The 22,853-nt window shown below is 64.0% G+C and carries 21 protein-coding genes; 20 read left to right on the top strand and 1 reads right to left on the bottom strand.

The annotated features are described in order from the left end of the window. The first annotated feature begins 348 nt into the window (after positions 1-348). The 19 genes from QNO18_RS16625 to argE all read left to right on the top strand — a co-directional run bounded on the left by QNO18_RS16625 (position 349) and on the right by argE (position 20,994). Complete coding sequence (locus QNO18_RS16625) at positions 349-1,125, top strand: NAD(P)-dependent oxidoreductase (protein ID WP_283178583.1); 777 nt, start codon at positions 349-351, stop codon at positions 1,123-1,125. Continuing rightward, positions 1,065-1,703 (top strand): NAD(P)-dependent oxidoreductase, encoded by a 639-nt coding sequence (locus tag QNO18_RS16620; RefSeq protein WP_283178826.1) that lies wholly within the window; start codon positions 1,065-1,067, stop codon positions 1,701-1,703. Before QNO18_RS16625 ends, QNO18_RS16620 begins: the two co-directional genes overlap by 61 nt. Positions 1,704-1,787: 84 nt before the next feature. Then, positions 1,788-2,330, top strand: coding sequence for a hypothetical protein (locus QNO18_RS16615; RefSeq protein WP_283178582.1), 543 nt, complete (start codon positions 1,788-1,790; stop codon positions 2,328-2,330). A gap of 128 nt (positions 2,331-2,458) precedes the next feature. Then, on the top strand, positions 2,459-3,409 hold the full coding sequence (gene hemC, locus QNO18_RS16610) for a hydroxymethylbilane synthase (protein WP_283178581.1): 951 nt from the start codon (positions 2,459-2,461) through the stop codon (positions 3,407-3,409). A 181-nt stretch (positions 3,410-3,590) separates the two neighbouring features. Next, on the top strand, positions 3,591-4,835 hold the full coding sequence (locus QNO18_RS16605) for an NAD(P)/FAD-dependent oxidoreductase (RefSeq protein ID WP_283178580.1): 1,245 nt from the start codon (positions 3,591-3,593) through the stop codon (positions 4,833-4,835). Positions 4,836-4,905: 70 nt separating this feature from the next. After that, positions 4,906-6,315 carry an aspartate ammonia-lyase gene (locus tag QNO18_RS16600; RefSeq protein WP_283178579.1) on the top strand — a complete coding sequence of 470 codons (1,410 nt, stop codon included), beginning with the start codon at positions 4,906-4,908 and terminating at the stop codon, positions 6,313-6,315. A 160-nt stretch (positions 6,316-6,475) separates the two neighbouring features. Continuing rightward, a complete protein-coding gene (locus QNO18_RS16595) occupies positions 6,476-7,423 on the top strand; it encodes a LysR family transcriptional regulator (protein WP_283178578.1) in 948 nt (315 codons plus the stop codon). 13 nt (positions 7,424-7,436) lie between these two features. Further along, positions 7,437-7,559 (top strand): hypothetical protein, encoded by a 123-nt coding sequence (locus tag QNO18_RS25705; RefSeq protein WP_349293871.1) that lies wholly within the window; start codon positions 7,437-7,439, stop codon positions 7,557-7,559. After that, positions 7,556-8,926 carry an aldehyde dehydrogenase gene (locus QNO18_RS16590; protein WP_349293870.1) on the top strand — a complete coding sequence of 457 codons (1,371 nt, stop codon included), beginning with the start codon at positions 7,556-7,558 and terminating at the stop codon, positions 8,924-8,926. Before QNO18_RS25705 ends, QNO18_RS16590 begins: the two co-directional genes overlap by 4 nt. A gap of 324 nt (positions 8,927-9,250) precedes the next feature. After that, positions 9,251-11,332 (top strand): FAD-dependent oxidoreductase, encoded by a 2,082-nt coding sequence (locus QNO18_RS16585; RefSeq protein WP_283178577.1) that lies wholly within the window; start codon positions 9,251-9,253, stop codon positions 11,330-11,332. Positions 11,333-11,342: 10 nt separating this feature from the next. Then, positions 11,343-12,443, top strand: a complete 1,101-nt coding sequence (locus QNO18_RS16580) for an ABC transporter ATP-binding protein (RefSeq protein ID WP_283178576.1) — start codon at positions 11,343-11,345, stop codon at positions 12,441-12,443. Beyond that, the gene (locus QNO18_RS16575; RefSeq protein ID WP_283178575.1) at positions 12,440-13,333 is read left to right on the top strand and encodes an ABC transporter permease; all 894 of its coding nucleotides are present in this window, start codon (positions 12,440-12,442) and stop codon (positions 13,331-13,333) included. The genes QNO18_RS16580 and QNO18_RS16575 overlap by 4 nt, the downstream gene beginning before the upstream one ends. Continuing rightward, entirely contained in the window at positions 13,330-14,130 is an 801-nt protein-coding gene (locus QNO18_RS16570) for an ABC transporter permease (protein ID WP_283178574.1), read from the top strand. The genes QNO18_RS16575 and QNO18_RS16570 overlap by 4 nt, the downstream gene beginning before the upstream one ends. 30 nt (positions 14,131-14,160) lie before the next feature. After that, a complete protein-coding gene (locus QNO18_RS16565; RefSeq protein WP_283178573.1) occupies positions 14,161-15,177 on the top strand; it encodes an extracellular solute-binding protein in 1,017 nt (338 codons plus the stop codon). 62 nt (positions 15,178-15,239) lie between these two features. Then, positions 15,240-16,883 carry an amidohydrolase gene (locus QNO18_RS16560; RefSeq protein ID WP_283178572.1) on the top strand — a complete coding sequence of 548 codons (1,644 nt, stop codon included), beginning with the start codon at positions 15,240-15,242 and terminating at the stop codon, positions 16,881-16,883. After that, positions 16,883-18,481: a GMC family oxidoreductase N-terminal domain-containing protein gene (locus QNO18_RS16555; RefSeq protein WP_283178571.1), complete on the top strand. Its 1,599-nt coding sequence runs from the start codon at positions 16,883-16,885 to the stop codon at positions 18,479-18,481. Before QNO18_RS16560 ends, QNO18_RS16555 begins: the two co-directional genes overlap by 1 nt. A 120-nt stretch (positions 18,482-18,601) precedes the next feature. Continuing rightward, positions 18,602-19,024, top strand: coding sequence for a RidA family protein (locus tag QNO18_RS16550; protein WP_092898826.1), 423 nt, complete (start codon positions 18,602-18,604; stop codon positions 19,022-19,024). A gap of 4 nt (positions 19,025-19,028) precedes the next feature. After that, on the top strand, positions 19,029-19,703 hold the full coding sequence (locus QNO18_RS16545; protein WP_283178570.1) for a DUF1028 domain-containing protein: 675 nt from the start codon (positions 19,029-19,031) through the stop codon (positions 19,701-19,703). A gap of 115 nt (positions 19,704-19,818) precedes the next feature. After that, the gene (gene argE / locus QNO18_RS16540) at positions 19,819-20,994 is read left to right on the top strand and encodes an acetylornithine deacetylase (RefSeq protein WP_283178569.1); all 1,176 of its coding nucleotides are present in this window, start codon (positions 19,819-19,821) and stop codon (positions 20,992-20,994) included. Here argE and QNO18_RS16535 read toward each other — a convergent pair. Further along, positions 20,898-21,542 (bottom strand): TetR/AcrR family transcriptional regulator, encoded by a 645-nt coding sequence (locus QNO18_RS16535; RefSeq protein ID WP_283178825.1) that lies wholly within the window; start codon positions 21,540-21,542, stop codon positions 20,898-20,900. The genes argE and QNO18_RS16535 overlap by 97 nt on opposite strands. Positions 21,543-21,731: 189 nt before the next feature. Between QNO18_RS16535 and QNO18_RS16530 the strand changes: the two genes are divergently transcribed. Beyond that, positions 21,732-22,853, top strand: coding sequence for an NADH:flavin oxidoreductase (locus QNO18_RS16530; protein ID WP_283178568.1), 1,122 nt, complete (start codon positions 21,732-21,734; stop codon positions 22,851-22,853).

The raw sequence follows: 22,853 nt of genomic DNA, 5'->3' as shown, positions 1-22,853 counted from the left end.
TCCCGACAAGTGCCGTCGTGATAAAGCCCGAACACCGCACCACGCCATTCCAAATTCAGACAAACCGCAGTGGATTTCTTTCGCCAGGGGCCAGGGGCAGTGTGCCGGATTTCAGACCATATGGTCAAAAACAGTCGGTTCCTTCCTCGCCCCGGCAGGAAGCGGAGGTTGTTCTGCTCTGCTCCTCTGACCCCGGGGCGAAATCATATTGCGCGGCGGCGGGGATTTTTATTCGCAGCTTGCGCGGCGCAGGGGTGAAAAAATCGCTTGCAGCTATGCCCTGACCCGGCTCTGTCATGGGCCGTGACCGTAAAAACAAGACGACCCTCCTTTAAGAAGGACTGACCGATGGACCGCAACAGCCCGAAAATCCTCGTGGCCGACCTCGTCGGCCTGGCGTTTGATACGGGCGGGGCGCCCGATGCGTCAGCGTTTCGCGCCCATGTCGAAAGCCGGGGCGGGCGATTTCACATCGGTTCGGCGCGCGGAGCGCGGGCCGATGAGGGGCGGGCGACGTTTTTCTACATGCCGCATCTCTCGACCCGGGATGAGCTGATCGCCGAGGCCGGTGACGGGCTTTATGATGCGGTGATCGCCGCGGCGACTATCCTGCCGGCCGAGACGCGCTTTGACCTTGGTGGCGTCAGGATCGGCACCGGAACCGGCAATATGGGATCGGCAAGCTGGGGCGGCGGCGACGGGATCGGCGGCGTTGCGCCTTTGATGAACACGCCCGGGATCAATGCCCGCGCCACCGCGCAGATGGTGATGAAGGCGCTGCTTGGTCAGCGCCCCGATCTGCCGGTCGGGGCATTGCATGACCTTGTGGTGGCAGGCCGGTTCGATACCGGGCGCGACCTCCTGCGCTATCCGACGCGCAAACTGGAGGGCCAGCGCCTCGCGGTGATCGGCTATGGCAATATCGGGCGCGAAGTGGCGCTGCTGGCCCGCGCCTTCGGCATGGAGGTGGTGATCCATGCCCGTCCGCGCCACCGGATCTGGATCGAAAGCGAGGGTTCCGCTATGCCGCCACCCCGCAAGAGGCCGCGCGCGGGGCGGATGCTCTGTCGGTCCATCTCGGCCTTGGGCCGAAGGGGCCTGACGGGTTCGCCAATGCCGGGCTGATCAATGAGACGGTGCTGGCGGCGCTGGCACCGGGGGCGGTCCTCTTGAACTATGACCGGGGTGAGCTGGTCGATATCGCGGCGCTGGAAAGCGCGCTGCGCGCGGGGCAGGTCGGGTTCGCGGCGATTGATGCGGATCTTTTCGTGGATTCGGCGGGCGCGCTTTCGGGCCCGATGGCGCCCTATCTGGGTCTTGTGGAGCGGCATGGCACGAAGCTCTCGCTCTTGCCGCATGCCGCGGCGGATACCGACCACCCGACCCGGGTTGCGGGTGCGATCCAGGCGGCGGATCAGCTGCTTGACGCGATTTCAACCGGGGTGGTGCGCAATCTGAAGGGCGATCTGCCGGAAGGCTACAGCGATGGCGGCCCGCTGACCCCTGCGGGGCTGGGGGGCGTATCACCGCAGGATCTGGCGCGGTTTGCGAAAGGCGGGCTTCCGGTTGCGGCGCGGGCATTGGCCGATGCCTTTGCGGGGTCGGAAGCCGGCACATTGTCGGGCGAGGCCCTGATGCTGGCCGCGAACCAGCTGACGAGGCTGATGCGCGAAGAGGGGCTGGCCGGTCCCTGGAAAGGCTGAGGGCGCGTGCAGATCCCTGGAGAAACCGTTGTGAGACGCGGCATCGCGGCCTATATTATGCGCATGCATATCAGGGATCCCGCCATGTCAGTCCAGTCTTACAACCTTTCGATCACCTCGGCGAAGATCGGGACGGCGGCCGATGGCGCCCGCGAATTGCGGGTCCGTTACACCGGCAATGGCAGCGGCGAAGTGGTGCAGCCGCTTGACGCCATCGATTTCGACGCGCTGCTCGCGGGATGCGAACAGGTGGCGCGGCGCATCTTCCAGCAGGAATTCCGCCTTAACAGCGCGGTGGAACTGTCCTTCGCGCTGGAGGATCGCAATGAGCTGAAGCTCTGGCACACAAAGCCCGGCCTTTTCATCAAATGTCCGCTGACCATGCATATGGAATGGTCCTGCCCGCATCTGAGCCAGGCCTATAAGACGATGACCACGCTGGGTGTGGTGGAACTGCCCTCGGAAGTTGCGCTGGACGGCAATGCGATCGGCGCCGATGAGACGGTCAAGGTAATCATGGATTCCATGGCGGGCGGGGTCGAATTCATGGGCGGCGTCATGTTGATGCGCAATCTGATCGACCATGACAGCGAAGCGGGCCGCATGCGCGCGGCCGCTGGCGGCTGAGCCGCTCCATTCCCGCCCTGAGCCCCGCAGAAACCGCCGCCAGCTGCGACAAATCGCGTCGCGTCAATCTGGCTGTTTGAGAATGATTCCAGTTGCCAGCGCAGCTTTGCCAGCCTATCGGAAGCCCCATGAGACAGCCTGACGCCAGCACTCCCCTTCGTATCGGCACACGCGGATCGCCACTGGCGCTGGCACAGGCGTTCCAGACCCGGGACTGGCTGCGGGTGCAGCACGATCTGCCGGTCGAGGCTTTCGAGATTGTGGTGATCAAGACCACGGCTGACCGGGTGCTCGACAAGCTCCTGAAAGAGATCGGCGGCAAGGGGCTTTTCACCAAGGAACTGGAAGAGGCGCTGCTGGATGGCCGCATCGACCTTGCGGTTCATTGCGTGAAGGATATGGCGGTGGCCGAGCCCGAAGGGCTGGTCTCGGATATTTTCCTGCCGCGCGAAGACCCGCGTGATGTGCTGGTGTCGCATAAGTATCGCAGCCTGGAGGAATTGCCTCTGGGCGCCTCGGTCGGCACATCCAGTATGCGGCGCGGCGCGCAGGCATTGTTCGCGCGCCCCGATCTGCGCATCGTGAATTTCCGGGGCAATGTGCAGTCGCGGCTTTCCAAACTTGAGCAGGGCCTGGCGGATTGCACCTTCCTCGCACTGGCGGGACTGAACCGGCTTGGAATGTCCGCTGAAAGCTGGACGGTGATCGGGACGGAAGAGATGCTGCCCGCCATCGGCCAGGGCGCGCTGTCGGTCCAGCGCCGCAAGGGCGATCTCTGGGTGCGCGACCTGCTGATGCCGCTGCATGATCCGGTCTGCGAGCGCGAAATGGCCTGCGAGCGCAGCTTTCTCGGGACGCTGGAAGGGAATTGCCAGACCCCGATCGCGGGCCTCGCACGGCTGCGCGATGACGTGATCCATTTCCGCGGCGAGATCCTGCGCACCAATGGCGCCGAGCGCATGACGGTCGAGGGCAGTTGCCCCGCCGCAGAGGCCGCAGCGCTTGGCGCGCGCCTGGCGCGTGATCTGCTGAGCCGCGCGGGCCCGGGCTTTTTCGACTGGAAACGTCCCTGCGGCTGAGGCCGCGCCCTCTTTTGCACATCCTGCTTTGATGGGCCGCGAAGATGCGGCTTAGCGCCGCCCTAATCAGGGCTGCAAGAATCGCTCATAGGCAAATCAGGTTTTTCGGCGGCATCATTTCCTCAGGCGACCGGCCGATCCGGCGGTCACCCTCTGTCACTTTCCGCGTGAGGAAGCCGAAATGTCCGCCGAAACGTCTGTCGAAAAAGTCGATACTCTCGTGATCGGGGCCGGTCAGGCCGGCGTCGCGATGAGCGAGCATCTGGGCCGGCGCGGCCTGTCGCATCTGGTGGTGGAAAAGAACCGCATCGCGGAAAGCTGGCGCACGGCGCGGTGGGATTCGCTGGTGGCCAATGGCCCGGTCTGGCATGACCGTTTCCCGACGCTGACCTTCGAGGAGCTTGACCCCGACGCTTTTGCCCATCACGACCGGGTCGCGGCCTATTTCGAGGCCTGCGTCGCGCAAAACAACTCGCCGGTGCGCTGCGGTGTGACGGTCACTTCGGTTCAGCCGCTTGAGGCGGGTTTCCGGGTCGAGACTTCTGAAGGCGTGATCGAGGCGCAGAATGTTGTGGCGGCCACCGGCGCATTCCAGAAACCGGTGATCCCGCCGGTGGTGCCTGCAAGCGCCGGCCTGCATCAGCTGCATTCGCATGGCTATAAGAACCCCGATCAGTTGCCCGAAGGCGGTGTGCTTGTGGTCGGCGCCGGGTCTTCGGGGGTGCAGATCGCCGATGAGCTGCGGCGCGCGGGCCGCAAGGTCTGGCTCTCGGTCGGGGCGCATGACCGCCCGCCGCGGCGTTATCGCGGCAAGGATTTCGTCTGGTGGCTGGGGGCGCTTGGCATCTGGGACACGACGACGCCCACGCCCGGCACCGAACATGTGACCATCGCCGTGAGCGGCGCGCGCGGCGGCCAGACCGTCGATTTCCGCCGCCTCGCGAATGAGGGCATGGGGCTTGTTGGCATGACCGCGCGCTATGAGAACGGCGTGATGCATTTCGCGCCCGATCTCGCGAAGAATGTGGCGCAGGGCGATGCGAATTACCTCGGTCTTTTGCAGCAGGCCGATGCCCATGTGGCGCGCCAGGGTCTCGACCTGCCTGAGGAACCAGAGGCGCATCTGATCGGCGCGGATCCTGACTGCCTCACCGATCCGGTGCTGGCGCTGGATCTGGCGAAAGAGGGCATCACCACGATCCTCTGGGCGACCGGCTATGCGCTGGATTTCAGCTGGATCAAGGCCGACATCTTCGATGAACGCGGCCGCCCCTCGCATTCAGGCGGCGTCTCGGCAGTGCCGGGGCTTTATTTCCTCGGTCTGCCCTGGCTGTCGATGCGCGGCTCCTCCTTCATCTGGGGGGTCTGGCATGATGCCGACCGCCTTGCCGGCCATATCGCGGCAGAGCGGGCGGTTCCGGCCTGAGCCCGGGCGTGGTGTGATATTCCCCCGGGCGGGTCGTCGCCCGGGCCTGACCCCGCTTGCCGGAGCCGCAATGACCGTCCGCATCGAACAGGATCTGCTTGGCCCGCGTGAGGTGCCCGGTGCGGCCTATTGGGGCATCCACACCCTGCGGGCGCGCGAGAATTTCGCGATCTCGGGCCGGGTGATCGGCGAAGAGGGCGATCTGATCCATGCGCTGGCCGCGATCAAACTGGCGGCGGCCGAGGCCAATCGCGATCTCGGCCTGCTGGAGGCAAGCCGCGCTGCGGCGATCATTGCCGCCTGCCGTGAGATCATGGCGGGCGCACTGCACGACCAGTACGTGGTCGATCAGATCCAGGGCGGTGCCGGCACATCGACCAATATGAATGCGAATGAGGTCATCGCCAATCGCGCGCTGGAGCTGATGGGCCGGGCGAAAGGCGAATACGCGCATCTGCACCCGAATGAGCATGTCAATCTGGGCCAAAGTACCAATGACGTCTATCCGACCGCGCTGCGGCTGGCGACCTGGACGGCGATTGGCCGGCTTCTGATCGCGCTGGCGGATCTGCGGCAGGCTTTCGCGGCCAAGGCGGCGGAGTTCAGCGATGTCCTGAAGATGGGCCGTACCCAGTTGCAGGAAGCGGTCCCTATGACCCTGGGTCAGGAATTCGGCGCCTTCGCCACCATGCTCGGCGAAGACGAGGCGCGGCTTTCCGAGGCCCGCGCGCTGTTATGCGAGATCAACCTTGGCGCGACGGCCATCGGCACCGGCCTGACCGCGCATCCCGGTTACGCCGCCCTGGCCCGCGCCCGTCTTGAGGCGCTGACCGGCATTCCGCTGATCACCGCGCCGGACCTGATCGAGGCGACCCAGGATTGCGGCGTCTTTGTCCAGGTCTCGGGCGTGTTGAAGCGGGTGGCGGTCAAGCTTTCGAAAACCTGCAACGATCTCAGGTTGTTATCCTCGGGCCCCCGCGCCGGCTTCAGTGAGATCAACCTGCCTGCGCGCCAGGCCGGGTCTTCAATCATGCCGGGCAAGGTCAATCCGGTGATCCCCGAAGTGGTGAACCAGATCGCTTTCGAGGTGATCGGCAATGATATCACCATCACCATGGCCGCCGAAGCCGGGCAATTGCAGCTGAACGCCTTTGAGCCGGTGATCGCCTGTACCATCTCGCGCTCGATCCGGCATCTGACGGCGGGGTGTGAGACCCTGCGGACGCATTGTATCAGCGGCATTACCGCCAATCATGAGGTGCTGGCACGCGCGGTGACGCATTCCATCGGCATCGTCACCGCGCTGAACCCCTATATCGGCTATGAGAACGCGACCGATCTGGCGCGCGAGGCCTTTGCCTCGGGCCGGGGCGTCTGCGAGCTGGCGCTGGAGCGCGGGCTTTTGCCCGAGGCGCTGCTGACCGCGATCCTCAGCCCTGAAAATCTGACCCGTCCGACCCTGCCGCCAGGGCCGCGGTGAGGGGGATGAGGCCGCCCATGTTCCATATCCGGGTGCCGGAGCGATGATCTCTGGCGCGCATCCTGTTGCAAATTCGTCCGACGGCTCCGTGCAAGTCTCGCGGTCGGGCCAGGGTCTGGTCTATGCTCTGCCCGCAACAGGGGATCGGAAAGGGGCAGGGATGGCGCTCAGGTTCACGCTCAGACAGCTGGAATATCTGGTGGCGGTGGGGGATTACGGCTCGGTCACCGAGGCGGCAGAGCGGGTGAATGTCTCGGCGCCCTCGGTTTCCGCGGCGATATCGCAGCTGGAACGCGAATTCCGCATCACGCTTTTCGTGCGACGCCATGCGCATGGATTGTCGCTGACCCAGGCCGGGCGCAGCTTTGTCGAACAGGCGCGCCGCATCCTGACCGAGGCGGCTGCGCTGAATGCGCTGTCGAATGAGGTCACGGGGCAGGTGCGGGGGCCTTTGCATGTCGCCTGCCTGATGACCTTTGCACAGGTCGTGATCCCCGCGTTGCGCCGCACCTTCTGCGAAAGCTATCCCGAGGTGGAATTCGCGCAGAACGAGCTGGATCACGCGGGTATCATCGAAGGCCTGCGGCTCGCGCGCTTTGACCTCGCGCTGAGCTATGACCTTGATATCCCGTCCGATATGGAATTCCACGAGCTTGGCGCCCTGCCACCCCATGCCGTCCTGCACGAGGGCCATCCGCTGGCGGGCAAGGACAGTGTCAGCCTTGACGAGCTGGCCGAACATCCGATGATCCTGCTCGATCTGCCCTATAGCGCGAGCTATTTCATCTCGCTCTTTCGCGATGCCGGTTGCACCCCCAATATCGTCGAGCGCACGCGCGACATCTGGGTGATGCGGGCCCTGGTGGCCAATCGCTTCGGCTATTCCATCGCCAATATCCGGCCCGCGATTGATCTGGCGCTGGATGGCGGGCGGCTGATCGACATCCCGCTGAGTGGCAATCCGCGCCCGATGCGTCTGGGGATCATCACCATGCGCGACGCGGCGAAATCGCTGACCGTGCGCCGTTTCATCGAATTTTGCAGCGAGAAGCTGAAAGACGGGGTGCATCCCGGAATCCGCCGCCTCTCGGTGCCACCCGAGACCTGACAGGAGCAAGACCATGACCCTTCCCGCCACCTCTGCCGAATGGCGCACCCGCGCAGACAGCCTGCGCTTTCGCAACCAGCTTTATATCGACGGGGCGTTCCGGGATGCGCAGGCGGGGGGCGGTTTGCCACGGTGAACCCCGCGAATGCCTCGGTGCTGACCGAAGTGTCGCGCGGCATGGCGGCGGATATTGATCTGGCGGTGGCGGCGGCGCGGCGGGCCTTTGACGACGGGCGCTGGTCGCGCCAGACGCCATCGGCGCGCAAAGAAGTGCTCTTGAAGCTCGCGGGCCTGATCCGCGAGAATGTCGCGGAGCTCGCGCTGCTGGAAACGCTGGATATGGGCAAGCCCATCGGTGACAGCTCGACCATCGACGCGCCCGGATCGGCGCATTTCTTCCAGTGGCATGCCGAGGCCATCGACAAGCTTTACGACGAGGTCGCGCCCACCGGGGGCCGCGATCTGGCGCTGATCCGGCGCGCGCCCCTGGGCGTGATCGGGGCGGTGGTGCCGTGGAATTTCCCGCTCGACATGGCGACCTGGAAACTGGCGCCCGCGCTGGCGATGGGGAATTCGGTGGTGCTGAAACCGGCGGAGCAATCGCCTTTGTCGGCTTTGTTCCTTGCCGAGCTTGCCTCTGAGGCCGGGCTGCCTGACGGGGTGCTGAATGTGGTTCCGGGTTACGGCGTCGAGGCAGGCCAGGCACTTGGGCTGCACGGCGATGTTGATGCGCTGGTTTTCACCGGATCGACCGCCACCGGCAAGCGGTTCATGAACTATGCCGCCCAAAGCAATATGAAACAGGTCTGGCTGGAAACCGGAGGCAAATCCCCGAACCTGATCTTTGCCGATGCCGATCTGGATCAGGCCGCAACCATGGCGGCCTTCGGGATCCTGTTCAATTCGGGCGAGGTCTGTTCTGCCAATTCCCGCATCCTGGTCGCGCGCGCGGTGCAGGAGGAATTCACCGAAAAGCTGATCGCGGCCACCGCCGCCTGGCCTCTGGGAGACCCGCTGGATCTGGCCACCCGCATGGGGCCGCTTGTCGAGAAAGCCCATGCCGACAAGGTTGCGCAATATATCGCGATCGGCAAAGCCGAGGCGCGGCTGGTCCATGGCGGCGAGCGCGAGACGCGGGACGGATCGGATTGCTATATTGGCGCCACGATCTTTGCCGATGTTGCGCCTGACGCCCGGATCGCGAAGGAAGAGGTCTTCGGCCCGGTCCTTGCCGTGACGCCGTTTGACAGCGAGGAAGAGGCGCTGAAGATTGCCAATGACAGCGAATATGGCCTCGCCGCCTCGGTCTGGACCCGGGATCTGAGCCGGGCCCTGTCGGTGTCGGACGGCCTCCATGCCGGCACGGTTTCGGTCAATACGGTGGATGCGCTTTCGGCAATGACACCCTTTGGCGGTATGAAACAATCGGGATTCGGCCGCGATCTGTCCCTGCACAGCTTTGACAAATATTCGGCGCTGAAAACAATCTGGATCAAATACTAAGCAGCTAAGCCTCTTTTTCGGGCGCAGGCCGGGAAGCCTGGGTCCGGCCCGTTCCCCCGTCGCATCCCGGCTTGCGGCGGGGCAGAACCGCATGCGCGGCTGAAACGTCGCAACCCTGCGAATAGTTGTTTCTTTTCTTATAATTGGTATTGTTTTTCGCTGCCTTGAACCGCGCTATGCCCAGGCATCCCGTCCAGGTGAGGTGCTGATTAGGCGCAGTCTAAGCAAGGCTTCCGAAACCCATCATTTACCAGACCAGGCCCCGGCAATCCTATGGGGCAGATCCCGCTTTTTCCCCTGACCTTGCATCAAGGATGTCCCCAGATGCGCGACCCGAAATATGATATCCTGTTCGAGCCACTGGCCATTGGCCCGCTTGTGGCGAAGAACCGCTTTTACCAGGTGCCGCATTGCAATGGGGGCGGCTACCGCGATCCATCTGCTGCGGCCGCCATGCGCGGCATCAAGGCGGAAGGCGGCTGGGGGGTCATTTTCACCGAACAGACCGAGATGCACCACAGTTCGGAAATCACACCTTTCATCGAGTTAAGGCTTTGGGAAGACAAAGACATTCCGGGGCTTCGCCGGATGTCGGATGCGATGAAGACCCGTGGCGCGCTGGCCGGGATCCAGCTGGCCTATTCAGGGATCAACGGCCCGAATTTCTACACCAAAGAGGTGCCACTGGCGCCCTCGGCCCTGCCGATCCGCACCTTCACGAATGACCCGGTCTCGGCGCGCGCTTTGTCGAAATCCGACATCACCGATCTCAGGCGCTGGTTCGTCAATGCCGCGAAACGTTCTAAACTCGCCGGGTTCGACCTGATCTGCCTTTACGGCGCGCATGGCTTCGGCATTTTCCAGCATTTCCTGTCGCGTGCCACCAATCAGCGCAGCGATGAATATGGCGGCAGCCTGGAAAACCGTTCGCGCTTTGCCCGCGAAGTGGTCGCGGATATCCGCGATGCCGTGGGTGACACGATGGCGATCACCATGCGCGTCAGCCTGGACGAACATATCGGCAATCTTGGCTTTTCCAATGCCGAGGTGCGCGAATTCGTCGAACTGAACGGCGATCTTCCCGATCTCTGGGATCTGGCCCAGGGCGCATGGGAGGATTGTTCTGGCCCCTCGCGCTTCAAAGAGGAAGCGGCGCAGGAAGTGCTGGTCTCCGGCATCCGTGAGCTGTCATCGAAACCCGTGGTCGGTGTGGGCCGCTTCACCTCGCCCGATGTGATGGCGCGGATGATCCGCCAGGGCGTGCTGGATTTCATCGGCTGCGCGCGGCCCTCGATTGCCGATCCGTTCATCCCGAAAAAGATCGACGAGGGGCGGGTCGAGGATATCCGCGAATGTATCGGCTGCAATATCTGCATCACCGGCGATATGACGATGTCGATCTCGCGCTGCACTCAGAATCCGACCTTCATGGAGGAATGGCGCAAGGGCTGGCATCCCGAAAAGATGAACGCCAAAGGCGACAGCTCGACCGTGCTGATCGTCGGCTCCGGCCCTGCCGGGCTTGAGGCCGCCCGCGCGTTGTCCCTGCGGGGCTATGACGTGGCCATGGCCGAGGCGACCACGACCCTTGGCGGCCGTGTCGCGCGGGAACGCCTGCTGCCCGGCCTTTCCGCCTGGGGCCGCGTGGTCGATTACCGGCAATACCAGATCAGTCAGCGCCCGAATGTCGAGACCTATTTCGACAGCCGCCTGGGGGCCGAAGAGATCCTCGAATTCGGCTTCCAGAATGTCTGCATCGCGACCGGGGCGCATTGGCGGGCCGATGGGGTCGCGCGTCAGCATGTGGTGCCGATGGCGATTGATGCGGCCATGCCCGTCTGGACACCTGATGATGTGATGGCGGGAAAACACCCCGCCGATCTGAGCGGCAAGACCGTCGTCGTTTATGATGACGACCATTATTACATGGGCGGCGTCATGGCCGAGGTCATGGCGAAGGCCGGTGCAAAGGTGATCCTCGTGACGCCCTCGGCCTATGTCTCGGACTGGACGCGCAACACGCTGGAGCAGGGCGCGATCCATCTGCGGCTGGTGGAGCTCGGTGTCGGGATCCGGCTGAACACCGGCATGACGGCGGTGCGCGCGGGCGCGGTCGAGGTCAATTGCAGCTATACCGACCAACGCCGCGACCTCGCGGCCGATGCCGTCGTGATGGTCGCCTCGCGACTGGGTGATGATGCGCTTTACAACGATCTTATGGCGCGCGAGGCCGAATGGGCCGATGCCGGTATCCGGTCGGTCAAACTGATCGGCGACGCGGCGGCACCTGCGCCCATCGCCTGGGCGACCTATGCCGGCCACCGCTATGCCCGCGAGCTCGACACCCCCGATATTGGCGACGCGCTGCCGTTCCGCCGCGAAGTTACCGAACTCGAACCGCTCTGAAGGAATGGTCATGGACAAGGATAAGGCCGTTTCGGACGAGGCCGTTTCGGACAAGGCCGTCGAGGTTCGGGGCGTCTCGAAGCATTTCGGCACCTACCAGGCGCTGAAATCGGTCAGTTTTGACATTGGCGAGAACGAGTTTTTCACCATGCTCGGCCCGTCAGGCTGCGGCAAGACCACGCTTTTGCGGATGCTTGCAGGGTTCGAATCCCCCGATCAGGGCGCGATCTTGCTGCATGGGCGCGAGGTAACCTCGATCCCGCCGCATAAGCGCCGGGTGAATACGGTGTTTCAGTCTTACGCCCTGTTTCCGCATATGACGCTGGAACAGAACGTGGCTTACGGCCTTGAAAACCTGGGCTGGGCGCGGGCAAAGATCCGCGCCCGTGCGGGCGAGATGCTGGAACGCGTCCATATGTCGGCCATGGCGGGCCGCAAGCCCGGCCAGTTGTCCGGCGGGCAGCGCCAGCGCGTGGCCCTGGCCCGGGCGCTGGCGCCCGAGCCGGAGATCCTCTTGCTGGACGAGCCTTTGTCCGCGCTGGATCTGAAACTGCGCCAGGCGATGCGAGATGAGCTGCGCAACCTGCAGCGCGATACCGGCATCACCTTTGTCTTTGTTACCCATGACCAGGAAGAGGCGCTCGATATGTCGGACCGGATCGCGGTCCTTGGCGCGGGCGAGGTACAGCAGATCGGCACGCCCACCGCGATTTATGAAGAGCCGGTGAACCGCTTTGTGGCGGATTTCGTGGGCGAAACCAATTTCCTTGATGTCGAGGTGCTGGAGACGCGCGAGGGCCTGGCGACTGTCCGGTCACCGCTTGGCATTTTCGAGGCGCCTGCGACCGCCCGGCTGCAACCCGGCCGCGCGACGCTGTCGATCCGGCCCGAAAAGATCAATCTCGGTGACCAGGCGCAGGGGATCACCCTTCCGGCGCGTGTCATCAGCCAGAATTACATGGGCGGCTTTACCCATTACACGCTTGAGGCCGGGGGCGTGTCCTTGCGCGCCTCGCGCCGCAATGCGTCGCGCCAGGGCGACCTGGTCGGGACGGGGGACGAGGTCGCCATCGGCTTCCTGCCGGCATCGGTGCGGGTGCTGGCATCATGAGGCGGCTTGCCAGTAATCTGCCCTTCTGGGGGCTAATGCCGGCCTGGGCGCTGATGGGCTTCGCGCTGATCCTGCCGATCCTGATCATTGCCGCCGTCTCGGTGGCCACACGCGGCTCGCATGGCGGGTTCACCTGGGATTTCAACCTGTCGGGCTACAGCCAGATCCTCTTTAACGAGGGCTGGTCGGGCGAGCTGGAATTCACGCCGCAATACCTTCTGATCATCGGGCGGACCTATCTGCTCGCGGGGCTTACGACGCTGATCTGTCTGGTTTTCGCACTGCCGGTCGCCTGGTATATCTCGCGCCAGACGCCGGGGATGCGGGCGCTGCTGGTCTATCTGGTGACGCTGCCCTTCTGGGTTTCGATGATCCTGCGGGTCTATGCCTGGATGATCATCCTTGGCAAAGACGGCCCGCTGCCGCGGTTCCTTGAGACCTTCGGCCTCGCGCCCGGAACCAGTTTCATGTTCAATGATACCGCGACGCTGGTGGCGATGGTCTATACCTGTATGCCGCTGATGGTGCTGCCGATCTATGCCTCGATCGAGAAACTTGACCTGACGCTGATCGAAGCCTCGCATGATCTGCACGGGAACCGCCTGACCACCTTCCGCCGCGTGATCCTGCCGCTGACCGCGCCGGGGATCGTCTCGGGCGCGATCCTTGTCTTTGTTCCTGCATTGGGCGCGGTGCTGGAGCCCACATTGATGGGCGGTGGCAAGCAGATGATGATGGGGTCACTGATCCAGCTGCAATTCGGGGGCGGGCGCAACTGGCCGTTTGGCGCCGCGATTGCGATGGTGCTGATGGGGCTGGTGATGCTGTTCCTGATCTTCACCGCGCTGCGCGCTGCACGACGTACCGCCGGGATGGAGGCACGCGCATGAGCCGCCATCATGATGTCAAACGCTATCCGGGCTTTGGTCTTCTGACGATTGTCTTCTTCGTCTGGCTCTATCTGCCGCTTCTGGTCGTGGTGGTTTATTCCTTCAACGCGAACCGCATTGCCGGTGTCTGGACCGGATTTTCGCTCGACTGGTATGTGGCCGCGCTGAACAATGGCCCCTTGATGAATGCGCTGAAAACCTCGGTTCTGGTGGCACTGATCGCGACGGCGGTGGCGACGACCGTGGCGCTGATGGCGGCGCTCGCCATCATCCGGGGCAAGAATGTGCGGTTCCGGCGGCTGTCCGAAACGGTGGTGAACCTGCCGCTTTTGCTGCCCGAGATCGTGCTGGCGGTGGCGAGCCTGATCCTGTTCTCGCTGGTCGGGCTGCAAAACGGGCTCTTGAAGCTGATCCTCGCCCATTCGGCCTTTTGCACGCCCTTTGCCTTTCTGCCGATCCGGGCGCGGCTTCAGGGCATGTCGCTGGATTTCGAAGAGGCCAGCGCCGATCTCTATGCCAGCCGCTGGACGACCTTTCGCCGGGTGACGCTGCCGCTGATCTTTCCGGGGGTGTTTTCCGGCGCCATGCTCGCCTTTCTGATCTCGATGGATGATTTCATCACCTCGAACATGCTGGCCTCGGGCGGCACCACCACTTTGCCGGTCTATATCTTCTCGCTGATCCGCGCCGGTACCTCGCCCGAGCTGAACGCCATCGGCACGCTGATGATCCTGGCCTCTCTGATCCTTGCCACCATTGCGCTGCTCGTCGCCCGGCGGGGCATCAAAAACACCTGAATAAAAAACAAACCAACAAGGGAAGTTATAATGAAAAACCTCGTCACTGCCTCTGTCTTCGCGCTTTGCGCTGCGACTGCCGCTGATGCCGCAGGCAAGCTGAACCTTTATGTCTGGTCGGAAAGCTTTTCGCCTGAGCTGATCGAGAAATTCTCGAAAGAATATGATGTTAAGGTCAATGTCGACGGCTATACCTCGAATGAGGATCTGCTGACAAAGCTTCAGGCCGGGTCTTCGGGCTATGATGTCTCGACCCCCTCGCAGCATTTCCTGCGCATCATGATCGATGAGGGGCTGATCCAGGATTACGGCGCAAGCAAGCTGAAAGCCTATGAGCTGATCGACCCGCGCTGGAAGAACCAGTGGTGGGATGAGACCCAGGCCTATTCGATCCCGGTCGCCTATGGCACGGCCGGTTTCGCGGTCAACACCAATGAATATACCGGCCCGCTCGACAGCCTGAGCTATTTCCTCGAACCCGAAGCCCCGTTGGCCGGCAAGATCGCGATGCTGTCCTATCCCGATGAGGTGGTCGGTGCGGCGCAGCTTTACCTCGGCGTGCCGTTCTGCTCGGAAAATGCTGATGAGATGAAGCGGGTCTACGATCTGCTGGCGGCACAAAAGCCTGCGGTCGCCGCCTATTCCTCGGATAATATCGCAAGCCGTCTGGCCTCGGGCGAGGTTGCGGCGCATTTCTGGTGGGATGGCGAAGAGCTGAAGGCCCGCGTCAATGGCGCGCCTTTCGCCTATGCGCTGCCGAAAGAGGGTCTGGTGGGCTGGATTGACTCGATGGTGATCCCGAATGGCGCCCCGAACCGCGAGAATGCGATCAAATTCATCGAATTCATGTCGGAGCCGGAAAACGCGACCGAGCAGATGAACTTCTACGCCCATTCCTCGCCGATGACGCTGGTCGCGGATAAGGTCGTCTATACCAAGGAAAAAGCGCCCGAGCTTTATCCGGAAGTGCCGGTTGAGTTTTCGCGCACCTGCTCGCCTGCGGCGCAGGATCTGGTGAACCGGGTCTGGACCCAGCTGCTGCAATAAGCCGTTCAGACGAGGGCCGGGCGTAACCCCGGCCCCTTTTCCCCTTGCTGCCGGAGAGACCGATGACCGCCGATCTGGTGATCCTGAACGCGCGCCTGCGCCCGCTTTTTGCCGCCCCCGGCACCACCGCGATTGCGGTGGCGGATGGTGTGATCCTGGCGCTTGGGGATGACCGCGCGATCCGCGCGCATATCGGCCCGGAAACCCGGGTGATCGATGCTGCCGGGCGCGAACTGATGCCCGGCTTCATCGAAAGCCATCTGCATCTGATGATGGGCGGCGCCTCGCTTTCGATGCTGAATATGGGTGCGCTTTTCGGGTTCGACCCGGTGCGGGAGGCGCTTCTGGACTTCGCGGCCCGCCAGCCCGGGGAGGGGATCCTGTTCGGCTATGCGGTGAATTATGTGATCTTTGGCGAAGAAAGGCCTGATCGCCATATCCTCGACCGGATCATCGGTGATCGCCCGCTCTGCCTGATTGCCACCGACCTCCATTGCGCCTGGGCCAATACAAAGGCGCTGGAGCTGGCAGGGATCCTCCATGGTGCCGATCTCGGGCCGGGGTCTGAGGTGGTGATGGGCGATGACGGGCTGGCCAGTGGTGAATTGCGCGAATTTGCCGCGATGAACCGGGTGAAGATGCTCTCTCGCCTGCAAGGCCGCGATGCGATGGATTACCGCATGACCGGCGCCGAAGGCGAAGGCGCGCGCGAACATGACCGGGCGGTGATCCGCGCGGCAGGCGACTATTGCGCCCGCCATGGCATCACGCGCGCGGTGAATATGGATGGCAATGCCTGGCAGGCCGGTCTGATGCGCGATCTGGCGCTGGCGGGCGAGATGCCGGTCAGGGTCAGCCTGCCTTTGATGCTCGAGGCGAAAGACGGGGTCCAGGGCATTGACCTGCTGGATGAATTCGGACCGGAGGTTCCGGGCTGGCTGTCATTTGCCCGCATCAAACTGTTCATGGACGGGGTGTTTGATACCTGGACCGCGCTGACGGTCACCGATTACCCCGACCGCCCCGGCTTTCGGTCCGAGCCGCTGATCCCGCTGGATCAGTTCAACGCGATCTGTGTCGAGGCCGACCGGAGGGGGCTGCAGATCACCACCCATGCGGTGGGCGATGGCGCGGTGCGCGCGGTGATCGACGGCTATGAGGCCGCGCTTGCCGCCAATGGCCCGCGCGACGCGCGCCACCGGATCGAACATATCGACACGATCACGCCTGCAGACCTGGGCCGGCTTGGCCCGCTGGGCATCACCGCCTCGATGCAGCCGGTGCATCCGCCGGGTTCGGCGGGCCTGCCGCTGGAGCCCACGATCACCATCATGGGCGCGGCGCGCTGGCCCACCGCCTTCCCCTGGGCGATGGTTCTTGCCCGCGATGTGCCTCTGGCCTTTGGCACCGACTGGCCGGTCTCGCCGCTCTCACCGCTTTACGCGATCCATTGCGCATTGACGCGTAAGCCCTGGCGCGCGGATCTGCCCGATCAGCGCCTCAGCCTTGACGACTGCCTCGCCGCCTATACGACCGGCGGCGCGTATGCCGATTTCGCGGAAAACCGCGCCGGGCGGCTGGCCCCCGGCTTTGACGCCGATCTGGTGCTGATTGATGGCAGCCTGGAAGGCCTCGCTGACAGCGAGAGCGCAGCCTCGGTTGCGCTGACGGTCTGCGCCGGCAAAATCACCTATGGAGCCCTTTGATGGATGCTTTCGACTATATCGTCATCGGGGCCGGGGCGGCGGGCTGTGTGCTGGCGAACCGGCTTTCGGCCAATCCGAAAACCTCGGTGCTGGTGATCGAATCCGGCGGCTCCGATCGTGATATCCGCGTGAAAGTGCCGGCCGGGATCCTTGCGATGTATGGCCGCAAGCGCTTTGACTACGGCTATACCGGCGTGAAGCAGCCCGAGCTGAACAACCGCAATATTCCGGTCAACCGGGGGCGGATGCTGGGCGGGTCTTCTTCGCTGAATTCGATGCTCTATATCCGGGGCGCAGCTGCGGATTACGACACATGGGCTGCGCTTGGCTGCCAGGGCTGGTCCTGGTCTGATGTTCTGCCGCTGTTTAAGCATCTCGAACAGAACCAGGTCGGCCAGGATCCGCGTCTGCATGGCACCAAAGGCGAGCTGATCGTGGCCCGTCCGAAAGATCCGAACCCGGTTTGCGAGGATTATATCCGCGCGGGCGAGGCGATCGGCCTGCCGCGCAACCGGGATTTCAACGGTGACAGCCAGCTCGGCCTTGGCATCTATGACGTGACGCAGAAGAACGGCATCCGGTTTTCCGCCTATAATGCCTATCTTGAGCCGGTGCGGAGCCGCCCGAACCTCACCATCATGACCGGCACCGATCTGAAGCGCCTGATCCTGCAGGACCGCCGCGTCACCGGGGTCGAGGTCACGCGCGGCGGTTCCCGCGAGATCATCCATTGCCGGGGCGAGGTCGTGCTCTCGACCGGAGCGATCGGCACACCGATGGCGCTGATGGCATCGGGGATCGGGCCCGGCGCGGCCTTGCAGGGGCAGGGGGTGGACGTGGTCCATGACCTGGCCGGCGTCGGTCAGAACCTGCGAGACCATGTCGACGGCATGATCACGGTGCGATCAGATTCGACCAGGACGCTGGGCTTTTCGCTGCGCAACGCGTTGAAACTCATGGCCGCACCCTTCCGCTTCGCCGCAAACCGCAAGGGGATGCTGTCGACGAATTACGTGGTCGCAGGCGGCTTTGGCCGCACGCCTCTGGCCGAAGATGACCTGCCGGATGTGCAGTTCCATTTCGTCCCCGGCTATCGGAGCCATCGCGGCCGGCTGGTCGAATGGGGCCATGGTTTCGCCGTTCACACCTGCGTCCTGCGCCCGCGTTCGGTCGGCGAGATCCGGCTGCGCCGCCAGGGCGATGGCGTGACCCATGAGATCGATCACCGCTTTTTCAGTGATTTTCGTGATGCGCGCGTTCTGGTCGAAGGGATCAAACTCTCGCGCCGGATCTTTGGTGCGGCCCCGATGGCAAGCCTTCAGGGCCGCGAGATCCTGCCCGGGCCTGGCGTCGTGACCGATGACGAGATCCTCGCTTACCTTCGCGCCGAGGCGCTGACCGTCTATCACCCGGTCGGCACCGCGAAGATGGGGGTGGATGCGATGGCGGTGGTCGATCCGGTCTCGATGAAGGTGCATGGGATCGAAGGGCTGCGCGTCGCCGATGCCTCGGTCATGCCGACGCTGATCGGCGGCAATACCAATGCGCCCAGCCAGATGATCGGTGAAAAGGCAGCAAGGGCGATCCTTGCCGCGTAACGGGGCGGGGCGGGCCAGTGGCATAGGTTTCGCTGAAACACAGGGTCAACAAATATTCATCCCCTGGCCGGGGCAAGCGCGCTACATCTTGGCCAAGGCTTTACCCTTCAGGAGCATGACATGCCCGTCCACACGCGGATCCGCCCCTTCAACACCAAAGAAACCTACCCTGAGCAAAAGCTGAACAACGACCTCTGCCAGGCCGTTGTGGCGCGCGGGGCGACAGTGTTCGTGCGCGGCCAGATCGGCCAGGACCTCGACACCCGCGAGAGCGTCTGCATCGGTGACGTGGCCGGCCAGGCGCGTAAGGCCATGGAAAACATCAAGATGCTGCTGGAGGAATCCGGCTCGGATCTGACCCATATCTGCCGTGTGGTGATCTATCTGATCGACATCCGCTACCGCGAGGCGGTCTATAATGTGATGGGCGAATATCTGAAGGGCGTCTTCCCGGTCTCGACCGGTCTCGTGGTTTCGGCCCTGGCCCGCCCGGAATGGCTGGTCGAGATCGAGGCCACTGCCGTTATCCCGGACGAGGCATAATCCCATGACCTTCTCCATCTCGGCCCGCTGCGCTGATACCGGCATGTTCGGGATCGCGGTCAGTTCGTCCTCGCCTTCGGTCGCGGCGCGCTGCGCCCATGTGCGGGCCGGGGTGGGGGCGGTCTCGACCCAGAACATCACCGACCCGTCGCTGGGGCCGAAAGGGCTGGACCTGATGGCCGCCGGTCTTTCAGCTACAGAGGCACTGGCGCAGCTGGTGGCAGAGGCACCGCATATCGACTACCGCCAGCTCGCGCTCGTGGACCGGACCGGCGGCACCGCCAGCTATTCCGGCGCCCGGACGCTTGGCCGTCACGCTTCGGCGCGGGGCGAGGGCGTGGTGGCTGCGGGCAATATGCTGTCTTCTGACAGCATTCCCGCCACGATGGTTGCGGCTTTCACCGCGGCAAAGGGGCATCTCGGCGACCGGCTGCTCGGCGCCATGCGCGCCGCGATGGATGCCGGTGGCGAGGAAGGCCCGGTGCATTCGATGGGCCTCGTCATGGTCGATAAAGTGTCCTGGAATGTCGCGGATCTGCGCATCGACTGGACCGAGGGCGACCCGATTGCCGAATGCGCCGCGCTATGGGCGCGCTGGCAACCCGAGATGGAGGCCTATGTCACCCGCGCGCTGAACCCTTCGGCCGCGCCAGGTTACGGCGTGCCCGGAGACCCGTGACGGGAGATCCGGGATACTCGCTTTCGGGGAAGCGCCCTGCTTTCTCTGAGGGCGGTCGGGGGCAATGGCTCCCGCTTCCCCGACCGCTGCTTCTGCCCTTGCCGGACCCTGCCAGATGTCTGATGTGATCCCCGAAACCACTGATATTCTCGCCCGGCTGATTGCCGAGCCGACACTGTCACGCCAGCCGAACCTCGCGCTGCTGGAGTATGTCGAGGCGCTGCTGGCGCCTGCCGGCGCGCGGATCGAACGTTTTGCTTCCCCCGATGGCAGCCGCGCCAATCTCTGGGCCACGATCGGGCCGGAGGGGCCTGGGGGCGTCATTCTTTCGGGCCATACCGATGTGGTTCCGGTTGCGGGCCAGGCCTGGACCATGGACCCGTTCTCGCTGACGGCGCGTGACGGCCGGCTTTACGGGCGCGGCACAGCCGACATGAAGGGCTTTGTCGCAAGCGCGATCCGCGCGGCCCTGCTCGCGGCGCGCGGCCCCCTCGCGGTGCCGCTGCACCTGGCGCTGTCTTATGACGAGGAAATCGGCTGTATCGGTGTGCGCTCGCTGATCGACGCGCTGGCGGGGCGCGCGGACCGGGCGGCGCTGTGCATCATCGGCGAGCCGACTTCGATGCAGATCGCCACCGGCCATAAGGGCAAACGCGGGCTGAAAGCCTGTTGCCACGGAGTCGAGGGCCATTCGGCGCTGGCGCCAAAGGCGCTGAACGCGCTGCATCTGGGGGCGGAGTTCATCCTGGCGCTTGACGCGGCCCAGGCGCAGCTGCGTGAGACCGGCGCGCAGGACCCGGATTACGACATTCCCTATTCGACCATCCATGCCGGTGTGATGCAGGGGGGCACCGCGCTGAACATCGTGCCGAACCTCTGTGAGATCGATTTCGAGATCCGCAATATAGCCGCCGATGACCCCGACCTGATTCTCGCCGATATCCGCCGCGCTGCCGACCAGATCGCGGCCCGCCACGGCAACCGCTTTCCCACCGCGCGGATCGCGATTGACGAGGTCTCGGGCTATCCCGGCCTTGATACCCCGCAAGACAGTCCGGCGGTGGCCTGGCTCCGGGGGCTGTTGGAGCCCGGGGCCGGGCTGATCAAAGTGGCGTTTGGCACCGAAGGCGGGCTTTTCGATCAGGCGCTGGGTCTGCCGGTGCTGATCTGTGGCCCGGGCTCGATGGATCAGGGTCACAAGCCCGATGAATATGTCAGCCAGGACCAGCTTGCCGCCTGTGACGCGATGCTGGAATCACTGGTCCTGCGGCTGCGGCAGGGCGGTCTCTGACCCGTTTCAGACCGTGCTGCCGGAGACGATCCCCCCCGCACCTCACTCAGGATCTCGGTCGCAAGATCGGGGTCGTCACTGGCCTTTGCCAGCAAAAGCGCGCCCACCATTGCAGCCCATGTCCTGATCGCGGCGCGGCGTTGCTCGCCCGGGGCGGTTTCGGGGAAGGCGGCGCCCAGCCGGTCGATCTGGACGCGGATGCTTTCCGTCAGCGCCGCGCGCGCTTCGGGCGAGTGATGCACCATATCCGGCCCAAGCGCCGGGGCGAGCGCCGGGATATGGCAGCCGCGCGTCGGATCGGTGCAGACCCCCGGCGACAGATAGCTGTCGAGAAAGCTTTCGAGGCTGGGCCGCGTTTCGCGCATCTTCTCGCAACGGTGCTGCAGGATCTGCGCGATCAGATCCTCTTTTGACCGGAAATGGCCGTAAAACGCGCCATGGGTCAGGCCGGCGGCTTTCATCACCTCGGCCAGCGTCACGCCGTCAAAGCCCTTTTGCTGAAACATGCGGCAGGCCGCCTCCAGGATTCTGGACCGGTTTTCAGCCATTTGCGCACGACTGACCTTCATTGGCCCCCCTTACCGGATTCCTGGTTGACAAATTACATGACCGTCATCATGAATAATCAAACATGATGGCTGTCATGTTTATATCCCGCTTACGCGGCCATGACAACCTGCCCAGCCTCTCGCCGATCCCCCCTCAGGGGCGCGGCGCCCCAGATCCGGAACCCGATGATGACCTCTGAACCGCAATCGACCGAAGCGCTGTTTCGCCCCTTTTCGCTGAAGACCCTGTCGCTGAAGAACCGCATCGTGATGGCGCCGATGACGCGTTGCATGGCGCCCGAGGGCATTCCCGGCCCCGCCAATGCCGAATATTACCGCAGGCGCGCGGCGGGGGATGTCGGGCTGATCCTGACCGAGGGCACGGTGATCGACCGCCCGGCCTCGCGCAACCATTACGGCATCCCGTTCTTCCATGGCGAGGCGGCGCTGGCGGGCTGGAAGGGCGTGGCGGATGCGGTCCATGGCGCGGGTGGCAGGATCGCCCCGCAGATCTGGCATACCGGATCGACCCGTGCCGGAAAATGGGAGCCGGAGGCGCCGGTTGAAAGCCCCTCGGGTCTTGTCGGCCCGGAGGAGCCGCGCGGTGTTGTGATGACCGAGGAAGACATCGCCGATACGGTCGCGGCCTTTGCCCGCGCGGCGGCGGATGCCAAACGGCTGGGCTTTGACTCGGTCGAACTGCATGGTGCGCATGGCTATCTGATCGACCAGTTCTTCTGGGATGGCACCAATAAGCGCGAGGATGTTTATGGCGGCGCGACCATCGCAGAGCGCTCGCGCTTTGCGGCCGAGGCGGTGCGCGCGGTACGTGCGGCGGTCGGCCCCGACTTCCCGCTGATCCTGCGCGTCAGCCAGTGGAAACAGCAAAATTACGATGCGCGCCTCGCCACGACGCCCGATGAAATGACCGCCTGGCTTGCGCCGCTGGTCGAGGCGGGGTTGGATATCCTCCATTGCTCGCAGCGCCGGGTCTGGGTGCCGGAATTCCCCGAACTTGATGGCGAGAACGGGCTGAACTTTGCCGGCTGGGCGAAAAAGCTGACCGGGGCCGCGACGATTTCGGTCGGCTCCGTGGGCCTCGATACCGAATTCTTCGGTGCTTTCCGGGGGCAGGGCTCGGCTGCGGCACCGATCAGCAATCTGCTGGAGCGGATGGCGCGGGACGAGTTCGACCTGGTCGCCGTGGGCCGGGTGCTGCTGGCTGATCCGGACTGGGCGGCCAAGGTCGAGGCCGGTCGTTTTGACGATCTGCGGGGCTTCTCGGGCGAAGCGATGAAGGAACTGGTCTGA

This window comes from Gemmobacter sp. 24YEA27 (genome assembly GCF_030052995.1).
Classification (GTDB): Bacteria; Pseudomonadota; Alphaproteobacteria; order Rhodobacterales; family Rhodobacteraceae; genus Pseudogemmobacter.
The sequence above is the reverse complement of the archived record's forward strand: the minus strand, read 5'-3'. Positions and strand labels throughout refer to the sequence as shown.

Coding starts and splice junctions, on each gene's coding strand:
- QNO18_RS16625 (WP_283178583.1), top strand. CDS start 349: ATGGACCGCAACAGCCCGAAAATCCTCGTGGCCGACCTCGTCGGCCTG.
- QNO18_RS16580 (WP_283178576.1), top strand. CDS start 11,343: ATGGACAAGGATAAGGCCGTTTCGGACGAGGCCGTTTCGGACAAGGCC.
- QNO18_RS16565 (WP_283178573.1), top strand. CDS start 14,161: ATGAAAAACCTCGTCACTGCCTCTGTCTTCGCGCTTTGCGCTGCGACT.
- QNO18_RS16600 (WP_283178579.1), top strand. CDS start 4,906: ATGACCGTCCGCATCGAACAGGATCTGCTTGGCCCGCGTGAGGTGCCC.
- QNO18_RS16585 (WP_283178577.1), top strand. CDS start 9,251: ATGCGCGACCCGAAATATGATATCCTGTTCGAGCCACTGGCCATTGGC.
- QNO18_RS16575 (WP_283178575.1), top strand. CDS start 12,440: ATGAGGCGGCTTGCCAGTAATCTGCCCTTCTGGGGGCTAATGCCGGCC.
- QNO18_RS16605 (WP_283178580.1), top strand. CDS start 3,591: ATGTCCGCCGAAACGTCTGTCGAAAAAGTCGATACTCTCGTGATCGGG.
- QNO18_RS16615 (WP_283178582.1), top strand. CDS start 1,788: ATGTCAGTCCAGTCTTACAACCTTTCGATCACCTCGGCGAAGATCGGG.
- QNO18_RS25705 (WP_349293871.1), top strand. CDS start 7,437: ATGACCCTTCCCGCCACCTCTGCCGAATGGCGCACCCGCGCAGACAGC.
- argE (WP_283178569.1), top strand. CDS start 19,819: ATGTCTGATGTGATCCCCGAAACCACTGATATTCTCGCCCGGCTGATT.
- QNO18_RS16555 (WP_283178571.1), top strand. CDS start 16,883: ATGGATGCTTTCGACTATATCGTCATCGGGGCCGGGGCGGCGGGCTGT.
- QNO18_RS16530 (WP_283178568.1), top strand. CDS start 21,732: ATGACCTCTGAACCGCAATCGACCGAAGCGCTGTTTCGCCCCTTTTCG.
- hemC (WP_283178581.1), top strand. CDS start 2,459: ATGAGACAGCCTGACGCCAGCACTCCCCTTCGTATCGGCACACGCGGA.
- QNO18_RS16570 (WP_283178574.1), top strand. CDS start 13,330: ATGAGCCGCCATCATGATGTCAAACGCTATCCGGGCTTTGGTCTTCTG.
- QNO18_RS16560 (WP_283178572.1), top strand. CDS start 15,240: ATGACCGCCGATCTGGTGATCCTGAACGCGCGCCTGCGCCCGCTTTTT.
- QNO18_RS16550 (WP_092898826.1), top strand. CDS start 18,602: ATGCCCGTCCACACGCGGATCCGCCCCTTCAACACCAAAGAAACCTAC.
- QNO18_RS16535 (WP_283178825.1), bottom strand. CDS start 21,542: ATGGCTGAAAACCGGTCCAGAATCCTGGAGGCGGCCTGCCGCATGTTT.
- QNO18_RS16595 (WP_283178578.1), top strand. CDS start 6,476: ATGGCGCTCAGGTTCACGCTCAGACAGCTGGAATATCTGGTGGCGGTG.
- QNO18_RS16545 (WP_283178570.1), top strand. CDS start 19,029: ATGACCTTCTCCATCTCGGCCCGCTGCGCTGATACCGGCATGTTCGGG.